Source organism: Enterobacter cloacae complex sp. OE43NF, from assembly GCF_023544405.1.
In the GTDB taxonomy this organism is placed as follows: Bacteria; Pseudomonadota; Gammaproteobacteria; order Enterobacterales; family Enterobacteriaceae; genus Enterobacter; species Enterobacter cloacae.
This window is the reverse complement of record NZ_JAMJFW010000066.1, coordinates 1-15,114: the sequence shown is the minus strand read 5'-3', so window position 1 is coordinate 15,114 and position 15,114 is coordinate 1. Positions and strand designations below refer to the sequence as shown.

The following is a 15,114-nucleotide window of genomic DNA, read 5'->3' as shown; positions in this document are numbered from 1 at the left end:
GAATTGCCATAGTCTACTCATCATCCATGTAATTTAGTTGGGGGAAAATTCCCGAAAGGGATAATAACCATGCTAAGTATGTGGTCAATTTTCTTAATGTTTCTGGATGTAAATTAGCCAGGCTATGCGGACTGGATGATGTGTTACCCAAAGCCATCCAGTCCGTGTTTTCCCCTCTTTTTTAGTGTGATTAACTGATTAAACCCGCACGGGTAACAGCCTTAAAAATCACCCTGCTGGCGAGCCACCAGCGTCAGAATGGAGTACAGCGCTACCGCCTGCTGGTGCTGATTGAAAATCTCAACCGCCCATTCGACCACGCCGGTGGGTTTTTCATCCGCCGTACGCTGTTTCTTCAGGGTTTTACGTTTGCAGGTCAGGCGCACCTGGATGGTATCGCCCGGTTTCACCGGCTCGATAAAGCGCAGGTTTTCCATGCCGTAGTTGGCAATTACCGGCCCCACACCTGCATCAACAAACAGCCCGGCGGCAGCGGAAATCAGGAAGTAACCGTGTACCACCCGCTCGCCAAAGATCGACTCCGCTGCGCCAATTTTGTCCATGTGAGCATAGAAATGATCTCCGCTCAGGCAGGCAAAGTTAACGATATCGGCTTCCGTCAGGGTTCGGCGCGGCGTCAGCAGGCTGTCGCCCGGCTGCAATTCCTCGAAGTATTTGCGGAACGGATGAACGCGATCTTCATGCACCGTCGCGCCGCGTACCCACTGTTTGCCGATGGCGGCCAGCATGGTCGGGCTGCCCTGAATGGCGGTGCGCTGCATATAGTGTTTGACCGCACGCAGGCCACCCAGCTCCTCGCCGCCGCCTGCACGTCCGGGACCGCCGTGCACGAGCTGCGGAAGCGGAGAACCGTGGCCGGTAGACTCTTTTGCTGACTCTTCATTGAGGATCTGAATGCGACCGTGTGCCCGCGCTGCACCAGAAATAAACTGGCGGGCGAGCGCGGGATCCGCCGTGACCAGCGTCCCGGCCAGGCTACCGCCGCCCGCGCGGGCAAGCTGCATCGCATGGTCTGCGTGGCGATATGGCATGAGAGTCGCCACCGGGCCGAACGCTTCGGTGGCGTGCACCGCCGGGGTTTCATCCGGCTGCGGGCAAAAGAGCAGGGTTGGCGGGTAAAACGCTCCGGCGGCCTGCAGATCGGCTTTTCCGCCCAGGCGAACCTGGCAGCCTGCGGCCACAAGCTGATCCACTTTCTCCTGCACATCCGCACGCTGTTCGTTGTTGACCAGGGAACCCATTTTTACGCCTTCCTGCGCCGGGTCGCCCACCACCACCTTTTCCAGCCGGGCGATCAGCGCCTGACTTACCGCGTCAATCTGGTGTTGCGGCACGATAATGCGGCGGATGGCGGTACATTTCTGTCCGGCCTTGGCGGTCATCTCACGTACAACCTCGCGAATGAACAGGGCGAACTCGGGCTGTTCCGGCGTCACGTCTTCTCCCAGCACGCAGCAGTTCAGGGAGTCGGCTTCCATGGTGAACGGGATCGCGTTTGCCACAATATTCGGGTGAACACGCAGAGTCTGGCCGGTGCTGGCGGAGCCGGTAAACGTCACCACATCCTGGCTGTCGAGATGGTCCAGCAGATCGCCCGCGCCGCCGCAGATCAGGCTGATGGCGCCGTCCGGCACCAGACCGCTCTCCACGATCGCTTTCACCATCGCCTGCGTCACCTGCGCGGTGGCGGTAGCGGGTTTGATGATCGCCGGCATCCCGGCAAGCCACGTGGGGGCGAGTTTTTCCAGCATTCCCCAGCAGGGGAAGTTGAAAGCGTTAATATGCACCGCCACGCCCGATTTTGACGTCAGCACATGGCGCGCCGCAAAGCCGCCTTCTTTCGACAGCGGGAGCAGTTCGTCCTCGGGCCACAGCGTGTCGTCCGGTAATTCACGGCTCCCCAGACTGGCATAGGTGAACAGCGTGCCAATCCCACCTTCAATATCTACCCAGCTGTCGGCCTTTGTCGCGCCGGTCTGGGCTGAGAGAGCATAAAACGTCTCTTTCAGGCTGAGCAGGTGCTTCGCCACCGCTTTCAGCATCGCCGCGCGTTCGATAAAGGTCATGGCGTGGAGGGCTTCACCGCCATGCGTAATGGCATAACGACGTGCCGCCGCCATGTCCAGCCCTTCGCTGGTCACGCTCCAGAGCGCTTCACCGCTGATGGCGTGAGGAATAGTACGTTCGCGGCCCCGGCCAGACTGCCAGACACCGGACAAGAAACTGGCTAACTGCTGCATCTCTTATCTCCACATGTTTCGTTATTTCACTATCAATAGTTTAATCATGAATCATAAAAATCAAGCTGAGTTTTAATGAATTGTTAACAATGTGATCTCAAGGGAAGGTGCGCGGCGGTTGTAGCCCTGATGTGGCGGCCTTTGCGCAAAAGCCCTGCGAGCGACATCACAAAATCAGGAAACATTTCTTGGGGGTATATTTAACCTTTGTGTAACTTTTAAAAAACAAAGTGATTCACAATTACGCTTTAAGTTGCAAACTAACGAATCATAAAGGTGATGACGTGACGCAAGAACAACGCTTTGAGCAGCGCATAGCGCAGGAGACGGCGATTGAGCCTCAGGACTGGATGCCGGAAGCCTATCGCAAGACGTTGATCCGCCAGATTGGTCAGCACGCCCACTCTGAAATTGTCGGCATGCTGCCGGAAGGGAACTGGATCACCCGCGCCCCGACGCTACGCCGCAAAGCGATCCTGCTGGCGAAAGTGCAGGACGAAGCCGGGCACGGGCTCTATCTCTACAGCGCGGCTGAAACGCTGGGCTGCGCGCGGGAAGACATCTACCAGAAAATGCTCGACGGCAAGATGAAATACTCCTCCATCTTTAACTATCCGACGCTGAGCTGGGCCGATATCGGCGTAATCGGCTGGCTGGTGGACGGTGCCGCCATCGTCAATCAGGTGGCGCTGTGCCGGACCTCTTACGGGCCATACGCCCGCGCGATGGTGAAAATCTGTAAAGAAGAGAGCTTCCACCAGCGTCAGGGGTTTGAAGCCTGCATGGCGCTGGCGCAGGGAAGCGACGCCCAGCGGCAGATGCTGCAGGACGCCATCAACCGTTTCTGGTGGCCCGCCCTGATGATGTTCGGACCAAACGACGACAACTCGCCGAACAGCGCCCGCAGTCTCGCCTGGAAAATTAAACGCTTTGGCAATGATGAACTGCGTCAGCGCTTCGTCGACAACACCATCCCGCAGGTGGAGATGCTGGGGATGACGGTACCCGATCCCGACCTGCGCTTTGACGAGGATACCGGCCACTACCGCTTCGGTGAGATTGACTGGCAGGAGTTTGACGAGGTGATCAACGGACGCGGGATCTGCAACCACGAACGCCTGGCCGCCAAGCGCAAAGCCTGGGAAGAGGGGGCGTGGGTGCGTGAAGCCGCACTGGCGCATGCAGAAAAACAACGCGCCCGTCAGGCCGCATAAGAGGAAATCACGATGAGCAATGTCTACTGGCCGCTGTACGAAGTGTTCGTACGCAGCAAACAAGGGTTATCCCACCGCCATGTTGGCAGTCTGCATGCCGCTGACGATCGCATGGCGCTGGAAAACGCGCGGGACGCCTATACCCGCCGCAGCGAAGGTTGCTCGATCTGGGTGGTGAAGGCGAGCGAGATCGTTGCCTCTCAGCCGGAAGAGAGCGGCGAGTTCTTCGACCCGGCGGAAAGCAAGGTCTATCGCCACCCGACGTTTTACACCATCCCTGATGGCATCGAGCATATGTGAGGTCAGGGATGAAAACAGTATCTGCATACGCCCTGCGTCTGGGCGACAACGGTCTGGTGCTCTCGCAGCGCCTCGGAGCCTGGTGCGGACACGCGCCGGAGCTGGAAATCGACCTTGCGCTCGCCAACATCGGTCTCGATCTGCTGGGGCAGGCGCGCAACTTCCTCGCCTGCGCGGCTGAGCGGGAAGGTCAGGGCGATGAAGACACCCTGGCCTTCGGCCGCGATGAGCGTCAGTTTCACAATTTACTGTTGGCAGAACAGCCGAACGGCAACTTCGCCGACACGATCGCCCGCCAGTATCTGATGGACGCGTGGAATGTTGCCCTCTACGAGCGGCTGATCCACAGCAGCGACAGCCAGCTTGCCGCCATCGCCGCCAAGGCGATTAAAGAGGCGCGTTACCACCTGCGCTTTAGCCGCGGCTGGCTGGTGCGCCTGGGAGACGGCACCGAAATCTCGTCGCAAAAAATGCAGCAGGCCATCGACAACCTGTGGCGCTTTACGGCCGAGTTGTTCGAGGCGGATGACGTTGAGCTTGAGCTTATTGAGTCCGGCGTTGCGGTTGATCCGCGCATCCTGCGCCAGCCGTGGGAACACGAAGTGTTTGCCGGACTGCGGGAAGCCACCCTGCGCGTGCCCGATGAGACGGCCTATCGTACCGGCGGAAAACGCGGGCTGCATACCGAGCATCTGGGCCCGATGTTGGCAGAGATGCAGTATCTCCAGCGCGCGTATCCCGGTCAGCAGTGGTAAAGGAGAACGCCATGCAACGTCTTGTCGACATCGCCCCCCCACAGGTTCCGCACATCTGGTCCCTGTTAAGCCAGATCCCGGACCCGGAAGTGCCGGTGCTCACCATCACTGATTTAGGCATGGTGCGTAGCGTCACCGCGCAGGGCGAAGGCTGGGTGATTGGCTTTACGCCAACCTATTCAGGCTGCCCGGCGACGGAACACCTGCTTGGCGCCATCCGCGACTCCCTGACGGCGCACGGTTATACGCCGGTGCACATTGTGCTGCAGCTGGAACCCGCCTGGACGACCGACTGGATGACCGCCGATGCGCGTGAACGTCTGCGCGCGTATGGCATCAGCCCACCCGTGGGGCACAGCTGTCATGTCCACGTTCCCGCTGAGGTGAGCTGCCCGCGCTGCGCCAGCACCGACACCTCGCTTATCAGTGAGTTTGGTTCTACGGCCTGTAAGGCGCTGTATCGCTGTAATACCTGCCGCGAACCCTTCGACTATTTCAAATGTATTTGAGGTTGTCATGACAACGTTTCATTCATTAACAGTGGCAAAAGTAGAACCCGAAACCCGCGATGCGGTGACCATCACCTTCGCGGTTCCGCAGGCGTTGCAGGAGGCTTACCGCTTTCGTCCCGGCCAACACCTGACCCTGAAAACCAGACTGGGTGCAGACGAATTGCGCCGCTGTTACTCCATCTGCCGGAGTAGCGCGCCGGGGGAGATCAGCGTCGCGGTTAAAGCCATTGAAGGTGGACGTTTCTCTCGTTACGCCCGGGATGAGATCAAACCGGGCATGACGCTGGAGGTGATGGTTCCCCAGGGGCATTTTGGCTATCAGCCGCAGCCTGAACGGGAAGGTCACTATCTGGCGATTGCCGCGGGCTCCGGCATCACCCCGATGCTGGCGATTTTATCCGCCACGCTGGCCGCCGAACCGAACAGCCACTTCACCCTGATCTACGGCAACCGCAGCAGCCAGAGCATGATGTTCCGTCAGGCGCTGGCGGACCTGAAGGATAAATACCCGCAGCGGTTGCAGTTGGTTGCCATCTTCAGCCAGGAGCGGCTGGACAGCGACCTGCTTTACGGCCGTATCGACGGTGAAAAGCTGCAGGCGCTGGCGAAAACGCTGATCAACTTCCGCCAGTACGACGAGGCCTTTATCTGCGGCCCGGCCGCGATGATGGACGACGCTGAAGCGACCTTAAAAGCGCTGGGAATGGCCGAAAAATCCATTCACCTTGAGCGGTTCAATACGCCGGGCACGGCCGTTAAGCGCGTGGTGAGCGTGCAGGCGGAAGGCCAGAAGGTGATCGTGCGCCAGGACGGACGTGACCGCGAGATCGTCCTGACGGCGGACGACGAGAGCATTCTTGATGCCGCCCTGCGCCAGGGGGCGGATCTGCCGTATGCCTGCAAGGGAGGCGTCTGCGCCACCTGTAAATGCAAAGTGCTGCGCGGCAAGGTGGACATGGCGACCAACTACAGCCTGGAGCCGGACGAACTGGCCGCCGGGTATGTGCTGAGCTGTCAGGCGTTGCCGCTAACCGCCGACGTGGTCGTCGACTTTGACGCTAAGGGGATGGCATGAGCGAACTTCTGGTCACCCGTTATGACCGCGTGCTGCAACTCACGCTCAACCGGCCGGCGGCACGCAACGCCCTTAACAATGCGCTGCTGACACAGCTTGCAGAACAGCTGGAGGCGGCGGCCAGCGATAACACCCTCTCTGCCTGTGTGATTTACGGCAGCGAGCGCTGCTTTGCGGCAGGAGCCGATCTCAACGAAATGGCAGAAAAAGATCTGCCTGCCACCCTGAACGATAGTCGTCCTCAGCTGTGGAAGCGGATTGACGCCTTCAATAAACCGCTGATTGCCGCCGTGAACGGTTTTGCACTCGGGGCTGGCTGCGAGCTGGCCCTGCTGTGCGACGTAGTGATTGCCGGTGACAACGCCCGCTTCGGACTGCCGGAAATTACGCTTGGGATCATGCCCGGTGCGGGCGGCACGCAGCGCCTGATCCGCTGCGTGGGTAAATCGCTCGCCAGCAAAATGGTACTGACCGGGGAAAGCATTACGGCGCAGCAGGCCCAGCGAGCCGGTCTGGTCAGCGACGTTTTCCCGGCCTCGCTGACGCTGGAATACGCCCTGAAACAGGCAGCGCTGATGGCGCGCCACTCGCCGCTGGCGCTACAGGCGGCTAAACAGGCGCTGCGCCAGTCGCAGGAGGTGCCGCTGCAGGCGGGTCTGGCCCAGGAGCGTCAACTGTTCACGCTGCTCTCGGCCACGGAAGACAGGCGAGAAGGCATCGACGCCTTCTTACAGAAACGTACTCCCGACTTTAAAGGACGCTAATTGTGGAATCTATTCTCAGTCATGTAGAGCAAGGCGTAATGACCCTGACGCTGAACCGTCCGGAGCGTCTGAACAGCTTTAACGATGTGATGCACCAGCAGCTTGCAGAATGCCTGAAGCAGGCCGAGCGCGATGAGACGATCCGCTGTCTGCTGATCACCGGCGCAGGGCGCGGCTTCTGTGCCGGTCAGGATCTGAACGACCGTAATGTCGACCCGAACGGTCCGGCGCCGGATCTGGGGATGTCCGTCGAGACCTTTTATAACCCGCTGGTACGTCGTCTGGCTGCGCTGCCAAAACCGGTGATTTGCGCGGTCAACGGCGTGGCGGCAGGAGCAGGAGCCACGCTGGCGCTGGGGTGCGACATGGTGATTGCCGCGCGTTCCGCCACCTTTGTGATGGCCTTCAGCAAGCTGGGGTTAGTCCCGGACTGCGGCGGAACCTGGTTCCTGCCGCGCGTGGCCGGACGTGCCCGCGCTATGGGGCTGGCGCTGCTTGGCGACAAACTGAGCGCCGAACAGGCGCACGCCTGGGGAATGATCTGGCAAGTGGTGGATGACGACCAGCTCTCCAGCACGGCGCAGCAGCTGGCGCTGCACTTTGCCTCGCAGCCCACCTTTGGGCTGGGGCTGATCAAGCAGGCGCTTAACGCCGCGGAAACCAATACCCTGGACGCACAGCTTGACCTGGAGCGCGATTATCAACGGCTGGCCGGACGCAGCGACGATTACCGCGAAGGCGTGAGCGCCTTTCTGGCGAAGCGCGTGCCGAATTTTACGGGGAAGTAAGATGCTGAACATTCGTACTGTCGCCGTCATTGGAAGCGGGACAATGGGCGCCGGAATAGCCGAAGTCGCGGCAAGCCATGGGCATCAGGTGATGATGTACGACATCGCCTCAGACGCCATTTCCCGCGCCATTGACGGCATTCGCCAGCGCCTGGCCTCCCGGGTGACGCGGGGCAAACTCACTGAGGAGGCCTGTGGGCAGATCCTCGCCCGGCTGACCCCGGTCACGGATATCAGTGCGCTAACCGCGGCGGACCTGGTGATAGAAGCCGCCTCCGAGCGCCTTGAGGTGAAAAAAGCGCTGTTTGCCGAACTGGCGGAGATCTGCCCGCCGCAGACCCTGCTTACCAGCAACACATCTTCTATCTCGATCACGGCGATTGCGGCGGATATCCGTCATCCCGAGCGGGTGGCAGGCCTGCATTTCTTTAACCCGGCACCGGTGATGAAGCTGGTGGAGGTGGTGAGCGGGCTGGCGACCTCGCCGGAAGTGGCCGACGCGCTGTGCGAGCTGGCGCTGAACTGGGGGAAACAGCCGGTGCGCTGCCAGTCAACGCCGGGCTTCATCGTAAACCGCGTGGCGCGTCCGTTCTATTCCGAAGCCTGGCGCGCGCTGGAGGAACAGGTTGCAGCCCCTGAAGTGATTGATGCGGCCCTGCGCGAAGGCGGCGGTTTCCCGATGGGGCCGCTGGAACTGACCGATCTGATTGGGCAGGACGTTAACTTCGCCGTGACCTGTTCGGTGTTTAACGCATTCTGGCAGGAGCGGCGTTTTCTCCCTTCACTGGTGCAGCAGGAGCTGGTACTGGCGGGGCGACTGGGCAAAAAAAGCGGGAAGGGCGTTTACGACTGGCGCGGCGAATCGCCACAGGTGCCATGGCTCGACGCGATCAACGACAGCTTTAGCCCAATGCGGGTTGAACGAAAGCGTGACGGTGTCACGGAAATCGATGATGTGTTGCTAATTGAAACGCAGGGCGAAACCGCTCAGGCGCTGGCGCTGCGCCTCAACTGCCCGGTGGTGGTGGTTGATCGCATTGAACGCGACGTGGCGGTGATTGCGTCGGCAGCCAGCAACCCGCATACCGCGACGCAAAAAGTCATCCGCTACCTGCAACAGCAGGGAAAGCGGGTGGTGCAGATTGCCGATTACCCTGGCCTGCTGGTCTGGCGCACGGTGGCGATGATTGCCAACGAAGCGCTGGATGCGCTGCAAAAAGGGGTCGCCAGCGAAAAAGATATCGATACCGCCATGCGTCTGGGCGTGAACTACCCGTCCGGGCCGATTGCCTGGGGCGAGCGGCTGGGCTGGCAACGTCTGTTAACGCTGCTGGAAAACCTGCAGCGTCATTACGGCGAAGAACGTTATCGCCCCTGTTCACTGCTGCGCCAGCGTGCGCTTCTGGAGAGTAGCTATGAGTCATAACGCCTGGCATAACGCCCGCACCATGTACGAACAGGATGCCTGCGCGCAGGCAATGGGGATGGACATTATCGACATGGACGAGGGTTACGCAGTGGTGACCATGACCATCACCCCGCAGATGCTTAACGGCCATAAAACCTGCCACGGCGGACAGCTCTTCTCGCTGGCCGACACCGCGTTTGCCTACGCCTGCAACAGCCAGGGGCTGGCGGCGGTGGCCTCTGGCTGCACAATCGATTTCCTTCGACCGGGCTTTGTCGGAGACAAGCTGACCGCCACCGCGCGGGTTAAGCATCAGGGCAAACTGACCGGCGTGTATGACATCGAAATTCAGAACCAACAACAGAAAACCGTCGCTCTCTTTCGCGGAAAATCCCACCGCATCGGCGGCAATGTGACAGGAGAAGCCTGATGCGTGACGCATTTATTTGTGATGGGGTGCGAACCCCGGTGGGGCGGTACGGCGGGGCGTTATCCGCTGTACGCGCGGACGATCTGGGCGCCATACCGCTGCGTGCCTTGCTGGAGCGCTATCCGCAGCTCGACCCGGAGCGGATTGATGATGTGATCTTCGGCTGCGCCAACCAGGCGGGGGAAGACAACCGCAACGTGGCGCGTATGGCGTCGCTGCTGGCCGGGCTGCCGCAGACCGTCTCTGGCACGACGATCAACCGCCTGTGCGGCTCGGGGCTGGATGCGGTTGGCTTTGCTGCACGCGCCATAAAATCCGGTGATGGCGATCTGCTGATTGCCGGTGGCGTGGAGTCGATGTCCCGCGCGCCGTTTGTGATGGCGAAAGCCACCACTGCGTTTCAGCGCCAGGCGGAGATCTTCGATACCACCCTTGGCTGGCGATTTGTGAATCCGCTCATGCATCAGACGTTCGGAACTGACAGCATGCCGGAAACGGCAGAGAATGTAGCTGAATTGTTAAATATCAGCCGTGCCGATCAGGATGCGTTCGCGCTGCGCAGCCAGCAGCGTACCGCCCTGGCGCAGCAAAACGGCATTCTGGCGCAAGAGATTGTGCCGGTGCTGGTGCCGGGGAAAAAAGGGACCGTCACGGAGGTCTCTGTTGATGAGCACCCGCGCGCCGACACCACGCTGGCGCAACTTGCCGCCCTGAAAGCGCCGTTTCGCAAAGATGGCGTCGTTACCGCAGGTAACGCTTCTGGGGTGAACGATGGCGCCGCTGCACTGATTATCGCCAGCGAGCAGATGGCGCTCGCACAGGGGCTTGTGCCGCGCACGCGGATTGTGGCCATGGCCACCGCAGGCGTGGAGCCACGTCTGATGGGGCTAGGGCCGGTGCCCGCCACCCGTAAAGTGCTGGAGCGAGCGGGGCTCAGTATTAACGAGATGGATGTGATTGAGCTGAACGAAGCCTTCGCCTCGCAGGCGCTGGGCGTGCTGCATCAGCTGGGTTTGCCGGACGATGCCGCACACGTCAATCCGAACGGAGGGGCCATTGCGTTAGGCCATCCGCTGGGAATGAGCGGTGCCAGGCTGGTGCTGGCCGCGAGCAATGAATTGCATCGACGCCACGGGCGCTACGCGCTGTGTACGATGTGCATCGGTGTGGGTCAGGGCATTGCCATGATCCTTGAGCGTGTTTGAGCGAACAATAATGTGAGTACCCTGCGATGATAAATACAACAAAGCTTGATCCGATCGAAACCGCGTCCATTGACGAATTACAGGCGTTGCAGACCCAACGTCTGAAATGGACGCTGAACCACGCCTATAACAACGTGCCGATGTACAAACGTAAGTTTGATGCCGCGGGCGTTCACCCTGACGATTTCCGCGAACTGGCCGATATTCGCAAGTTCCCGTGCACCACCAAGCAGGATCTGCGCGATAACTATCCGTTCGATACCTTCGCCGTACCGATGGAGCAGGTGGTGCGTATTCATGCCTCCTCCGGCACAACCGGGAAACCGACCGTCGTGGGCTATACCCAGGGCGACATTGACAACTGGGCCAATCTGGTGGCCCGCTCCCTGCGTGCCGCCGGGGGCAGCGCGAAGGACAAAATCCATGTGGCCTATGGTTATGGTCTGTTTACCGGCGGGCTGGGCGCTCACTACGGTGCCGAGCGTTTAGGGGCCACGGTGATCCCGATGTCCGGCGGCCAGACCGAGAAGCAGGCGCAGCTGATCCGCGATTTTAAGCCGGATATGATCATGGTGACGCCTTCCTACTGCCTCAACCTGATTGAAGAGCTGGAGCGCCAGATGGGCGGCGATGCCAGCGCCTGCTCCCTGCGCGTGGGCGTGTTCGGTGCCGAGCCGTGGACCCAGGCGATGCGTCATGAGATCGAAAAACGGTTAGGCATTACGGCGCTGGATATCTACGGCCTTTCGGAAGTGATGGGGCCGGGCGTGGCGATGGAGTGTCTCGAAACCGCCGACGGCCCGACCATCTGGGAAGATCACTTCTACCCGGAGATCGTCAATCCGAATGACGGCACCCCGCTTAATGACGGCGAGCAGGGCGAACTGCTGTTCACCACGCTGACCAAAGAGGCGCTGCCGGTGATCCGCTATCGCACCCGCGACCTGACCCGTCTGCTGCCGGGTACCGCCCGCACCATGCGCCGCATGGACAGGATCAGCGGTCGCAGCGATGACATGCTCATTATCCGCGGTGTGAACGTCTTCCCGTCGCAGCTGGAAGAGGAGATTGTGAAGTTTGAGCATCTCTCTCCGCATTACCAGCTGGAGGTAAACCGTCGGGGGCATCTTGATTCACTTTCTGTAAAAGTGGAGCTGAAAGAGAGCAGTCTTTCGCTGACCCACGAACAGCGCTGTCAGGTCTGCCATCAGCTGCGTCATCGCATTAAATCGATGGTCGGGATTTCCACGGACGTCATGATCGTTAACTGCGGCAGCATCCCGCGCTCGGAGGGGAAAGCCTGCCGGGTGTTTGACCTGCGTAAAGTGGCGGCCAACGGTTGAATTATCCTCATTCTACGTTCCCTCTCCCACAGGGAGAGGGTGTATTGAGTTCCCTCTCCCTGTGGGAGAGGGTTAGGGTGAGGGTCTATCCAGGATTCGTATGCTATGATTCATCCAGGACAAAAACACCAACAGAATGAATCACATGAAACTCGACGCCTTTATTCAGCATGCGGTCAGTTCGGTTCCCATCAGCGGGACGTCGCTAATCTCCTCGTTATACGGTGACGCGCTTTCCCATCGCGGCGGCGAGATTTGGCTTGGCAGCCTGGCCGCGTTGCTCGAAGGGATGGGCTTTGGCGAGCGCTTCGTGCGAACCGCGCTGTTTCGGCTCAATAAAGAGGGCTGGCTGGATGTCTCCCGCATCGGGCGTCGCAGCTATTACCGCCTGAGCGACAAAGGGCTGCGTTTAACCCGCCGGGCGGAGAATAAGATCTACCGCGCGGAGTTGCCCGCCTGGGATGGTAAATGGCTGCTGCTGCTCTCCGAAGGTCTCGATAAAACCACGCTTGCCGATGTGAAAAAACAGCTTATCTGGCAAGGATTTGGCACGCTGGCGCCCAGCCTGATGGCTTCGCCCTCGCAGCATCTGGCGGATGTGCAGTCGCTGCTTCATGACGCGGGCGTGGCGGAAAATGTCATCTTCTTCGAAGCCCATTCACCGCTGGCACTTTCCCGCGCGGCGCTGCGTTCCCGCGTTGAGGAGTGCTGGCAGCTGACCGAACAGAACGCGATGTACGAGACGTTTATTCAGTCGTTCCGTCCGCTGCTGCCGCTGCTGAAAGAGGCTACGCCGGAAGAGCTTACGCCGGAGCGTTGCTTCCAGATCCAGCTGTTACTGATCCACTTTTATCGTCGTGTGGTGCTGAAAGACCCGCTGCTACCAGAGGAGCTACTGCCTGCGCACTGGGCGGGTCAAAGCGCACGACAGCTTTGCATCAACATTTATCAGCGTGTGGCACCGGGAGCGCTGGCGTTTGTCAGCGAGAAAGGCGAAACCTCGGTGGGTGAACTGCCCGTGCCCGGCACGCTTTATTATCAACGCTTTGGTGGTCTTGCGACCGCATAAGGAGTGAGGATGCCTGTTTATCAAATTGACGGTCTGACGCCGGTGGTGCCAGACGAGAGCTATGTCCACCCGACAGCGGTGCTCATTGGCGATGTGATCCTGGGCAAAGGTGTGTATGTCGGCCCCAATGCCAGCCTGCGCGGTGATTTTGGCCGTATTGTGGTGAAAGATGGCGCGAACATTCAGGATAACTGCGTGATGCACGGCTTCCCGGAGCAGGATACGGTGGTGGAAGAGGACGGCCATATTGGCCACAGCGCCATTCTGCACGGCTGTATTATCCGCCGCAACGCCCTGGTAGGGATGAACGCGGTGGTGATGGACGGGGCGGTGATTGGCGAAAACAGCATCGTCGGCGCGGCAGCGTTTGTGAAGGCGAAAGCCGAGATGCCCGCTAACCATTTGATTATCGGCAGTCCGGCGAAAGCGATTCGTGAGCTGAGTGAACAGGAACTGGCCTGGAAGCAGCAGGGCACGCGCGAGTATCAGGTGCTGGTGGAGCGCTGTAAGCTGACGATGCATCAGGTGGAGCCGCTGCGCGAAGAAGAGCCAGGACGCAAACGACTGACGTTTGATGAGAATTTACGGCCGAAATCGGCGGTGTAGCGGGGGGAATGTATATTACCGGGCAAGGGAGCATCCTGTGACATTACTCATACGACAAGCAACATCAGCAGATTCAGTATTACTCAGTGAACTGGGCTATTGCATCTATCCCGCGCACTTTAAGCATCTGTGGAAGTCGGAATCAGAGCTAAACGATTTTCTGGAATCCGAATATTCCGTTGCAGCGATAGAACAGAGTCTGAGAGACAGCGGAACAAGCTGGTATGTGGCGGACCTTGATCAACCGATTGGCTTTATGAAACTGACATGGGAAGCCACAATCCCTGATACCGACATCAGCGGTGTGCTTCTTAACAAACTCTATCTTGATCCGACCAAGACGAGTAATCACTACGGTCAGAGCATGTTTAGCAGCGTCATCGAACTTACCCGCAGTCATGGCAAAAAATTTCTGTGGCTCGAGGTGCTTGAACAGAATGAACGTGCCCGGCGATTTTATGAAAAGCAGGGGATGCGGTTTATCAAGGATACGGTTTTCGAAACAGCGTCGCAGCAAAGTGTATTGAAGATCATGGGAATGGAGTTATAGCTTTCCTTTGCTTATAGGGGGCTTTTGTCTTCGTCAGACAGGGATTATTGGTTCTGAAAGAGGGATAGATCTGGCTATGCGGGCTCATCAACAGCACAAGTCACGTAAATTGTATCGTAGCGTCAACACGACGACACGACACTATTCTAACAACCCTGGCGCTGAGTATCGCTGGGAACGTAATCGTAAAAAATCCGGGGATGAGCTGCTGGTAACACGTGAAACCATGCACAGTGGACAAAAGCGAGGACGTGACTACACGCCATTGTTTTACTTTTTGCTCAAACAGATTGGCAAGCGGTGGGATGACGTTTTCAGTGAAGTTTGTGGACGTCTTGATACTACCGAGCCTGTGTTCTGGTTAGTCGCGTTGCATGAGCATCAGCAAAGGGATTTAGTCTGTATTGGCGATAGCCGCTTTTATCCGGGCCTGTTTGTTGATGAGAATGGCGTTTTACAACAGGTTAACCCATCGATCAGTGCCAGGGATGTAGAGGTGACTTGCCGATGCTGTACGCACACCTTTATTGGTGAGCCTGTTCCCTGGAGGGAGGAGTGAAATATGGGCTGTTGCGCTACATACCCTGATGAAGTAAGTCAGGATATTTGCCGGATAAACCCCCAATAATTTACGTAGCCGGGATCCATTCAACAATAGTTCTTGCCAACTCCCTGGGCTGTTCGAGCGGAATCATATGGCCGCAATCCAGCATGATTCTTAACGACGCATAAGGTATGGCTTCGACCAATTCTTCTGCCTCCTTCATCGAACGGATGGCATCATCTTCACTGGCGATAACCAGTGTTGGACAACGTATCGTTGCAGAAGGTATA

At 58.8% G+C, this 15,114-nt stretch carries 17 protein-coding genes; 15 read left to right on the top strand and 2 right to left on the bottom strand.

Translation table 11 applies throughout. The annotated features are described in order from the left end of the window. Positions 1-221: 221 nt before the first annotated feature. A complete protein-coding gene (gene paaZ / locus M8370_RS21205; protein ID WP_045901080.1) occupies positions 222-2,261 on the bottom strand; it encodes a phenylacetic acid degradation bifunctional protein PaaZ in 2,040 nt (679 codons plus the stop codon). A 284-nt stretch (positions 2,262-2,545) separates the two neighbouring features. Here paaZ and paaA point away from each other — a divergent pair, with 284 nt between their 5' ends. From paaA to M8370_RS21130, 15 genes are all read left to right on the top strand, one after another. Continuing rightward, complete coding sequence (gene paaA / locus M8370_RS21200) at positions 2,546-3,475, top strand: 1,2-phenylacetyl-CoA epoxidase subunit PaaA (protein ID WP_250021685.1); 930 nt, start codon at positions 2,546-2,548, stop codon at positions 3,473-3,475. 12 nt (positions 3,476-3,487) lie between these two features. Next, positions 3,488-3,775, top strand: coding sequence for a 1,2-phenylacetyl-CoA epoxidase subunit PaaB (gene paaB / locus M8370_RS21195; RefSeq protein WP_003857353.1), 288 nt, complete (start codon positions 3,488-3,490; stop codon positions 3,773-3,775). A gap of 8 nt (positions 3,776-3,783) precedes the next feature. Then, positions 3,784-4,530, top strand: coding sequence for a 1,2-phenylacetyl-CoA epoxidase subunit PaaC (paaC, locus tag M8370_RS21190; protein WP_045901081.1), 747 nt, complete (start codon positions 3,784-3,786; stop codon positions 4,528-4,530). 11 nt (positions 4,531-4,541) lie between these two features. Beyond that, positions 4,542-5,039 carry a 1,2-phenylacetyl-CoA epoxidase subunit PaaD gene (gene paaD / locus M8370_RS21185; protein ID WP_062856889.1) on the top strand — a complete coding sequence of 166 codons (498 nt, stop codon included), beginning with the start codon at positions 4,542-4,544 and terminating at the stop codon, positions 5,037-5,039. Between the two features lie 7 nt (positions 5,040-5,046). Further along, the gene (gene paaE, locus M8370_RS21180; RefSeq protein ID WP_045901083.1) at positions 5,047-6,117 is read left to right on the top strand and encodes a 1,2-phenylacetyl-CoA epoxidase subunit PaaE; all 1,071 of its coding nucleotides are present in this window, start codon (positions 5,047-5,049) and stop codon (positions 6,115-6,117) included. Continuing rightward, positions 6,114-6,881, top strand: coding sequence for a 2,3-dehydroadipyl-CoA hydratase PaaF (gene paaF, locus M8370_RS21175; RefSeq protein WP_013096757.1), 768 nt, complete (start codon positions 6,114-6,116; stop codon positions 6,879-6,881). The genes paaE and paaF overlap by 4 nt, the downstream gene beginning before the upstream one ends. Next, positions 6,881-7,669: a 2-(1,2-epoxy-1,2-dihydrophenyl)acetyl-CoA isomerase PaaG gene (paaG, locus tag M8370_RS21170; RefSeq protein WP_250021686.1), complete on the top strand. Its 789-nt coding sequence runs from the start codon at positions 6,881-6,883 to the stop codon at positions 7,667-7,669. Before paaF ends, paaG begins: the two co-directional genes overlap by 1 nt. A gap of 1 nt (position 7,670) precedes the next feature. After that, on the top strand, positions 7,671-9,095 hold the full coding sequence (gene paaH, locus M8370_RS21165) for a 3-hydroxyacyl-CoA dehydrogenase PaaH (protein ID WP_248048014.1): 1,425 nt from the start codon (positions 7,671-7,673) through the stop codon (positions 9,093-9,095). Then, positions 9,085-9,507 carry a hydroxyphenylacetyl-CoA thioesterase PaaI gene (gene paaI, locus M8370_RS21160; RefSeq protein WP_013096754.1) on the top strand — a complete coding sequence of 141 codons (423 nt, stop codon included), beginning with the start codon at positions 9,085-9,087 and terminating at the stop codon, positions 9,505-9,507. The genes paaH and paaI overlap by 11 nt, the downstream gene beginning before the upstream one ends. Continuing rightward, positions 9,507-10,712, top strand: coding sequence for a 3-oxoadipyl-CoA thiolase (pcaF, locus tag M8370_RS21155; RefSeq protein ID WP_250021684.1), 1,206 nt, complete (start codon positions 9,507-9,509; stop codon positions 10,710-10,712). Before paaI ends, pcaF begins: the two co-directional genes overlap by 1 nt. 26 nt (positions 10,713-10,738) lie before the next feature. Next, positions 10,739-12,055: a phenylacetate--CoA ligase PaaK gene (gene paaK, locus M8370_RS21150; protein WP_023621640.1), complete on the top strand. Its 1,317-nt coding sequence runs from the start codon at positions 10,739-10,741 to the stop codon at positions 12,053-12,055. 136 nt (positions 12,056-12,191) lie between these two features. Further along, on the top strand, positions 12,192-13,124 hold the full coding sequence (paaX, locus tag M8370_RS21145) for a phenylacetic acid degradation operon negative regulatory protein PaaX (protein ID WP_046887551.1): 933 nt from the start codon (positions 12,192-12,194) through the stop codon (positions 13,122-13,124). Between the two features lie 9 nt (positions 13,125-13,133). Then, positions 13,134-13,730: a phenylacetic acid degradation protein PaaY gene (gene paaY / locus M8370_RS21140; protein WP_029883660.1), complete on the top strand. Its 597-nt coding sequence runs from the start codon at positions 13,134-13,136 to the stop codon at positions 13,728-13,730. A gap of 37 nt (positions 13,731-13,767) precedes the next feature. After that, complete coding sequence (locus M8370_RS21135; protein ID WP_097533545.1) at positions 13,768-14,280, top strand: GNAT family N-acetyltransferase; 513 nt, start codon at positions 13,768-13,770, stop codon at positions 14,278-14,280. 76 nt (positions 14,281-14,356) lie between these two features. Further along, entirely contained in the window at positions 14,357-14,839 is a 483-nt protein-coding gene (locus M8370_RS21130; protein ID WP_250021683.1) for a hypothetical protein, read from the top strand. 70 nt (positions 14,840-14,909) lie between these two features. Here the strand turns inward: M8370_RS21130 and M8370_RS21125 are convergent. Then, positions 14,910-15,114, bottom strand: a 205-nt coding sequence (locus M8370_RS21125) for an alpha/beta fold hydrolase (RefSeq protein WP_250021682.1), incomplete at its 5' end; no start/stop codon positions are given.